We start from the raw sequence: 243 nt of genomic DNA, 5'->3' as shown, positions 1-243 counted from the left end.
GATGCCCGAACATGGAGGCGATCCGTTCACCGTCCTTATCCGTCCTGTAGTCCGGGATGATATAGGAGGGTTCGCCGGGCTGTCTGTCCCCGGTTTCTCCGGAACCTGACCCGGCCATGAATCCATCGGCTCCCTGCTCCCCCACGCAGCGGCAGGAAGACCGACGCTGAGGTGCCATCAGCTTATCAATCCGGCTGTCCCACATGGGGGTGAGCGGAGGGTTTTTTGTGTGGCTTTCGTGGA

At 60.9% G+C, this 243-nt stretch carries 1 pseudogene; it reads right to left on the bottom strand.

The window, feature by feature from the left end:
• Window positions 1–243, bottom strand: a pseudogene (locus LK536_RS59000) (3-oxo-tetronate kinase); the annotation flags it as partial.

Source organism: Clostridium pacaense (assembly GCF_020709765.2).
Lineage (GTDB): Bacteria > Bacillota > Clostridia > Lachnospirales > Lachnospiraceae > Enterocloster > Enterocloster hominis.
Note: the sequence above shows the minus strand (reverse complement) of the source record. Positions and strands in the feature narration are given on the sequence as shown.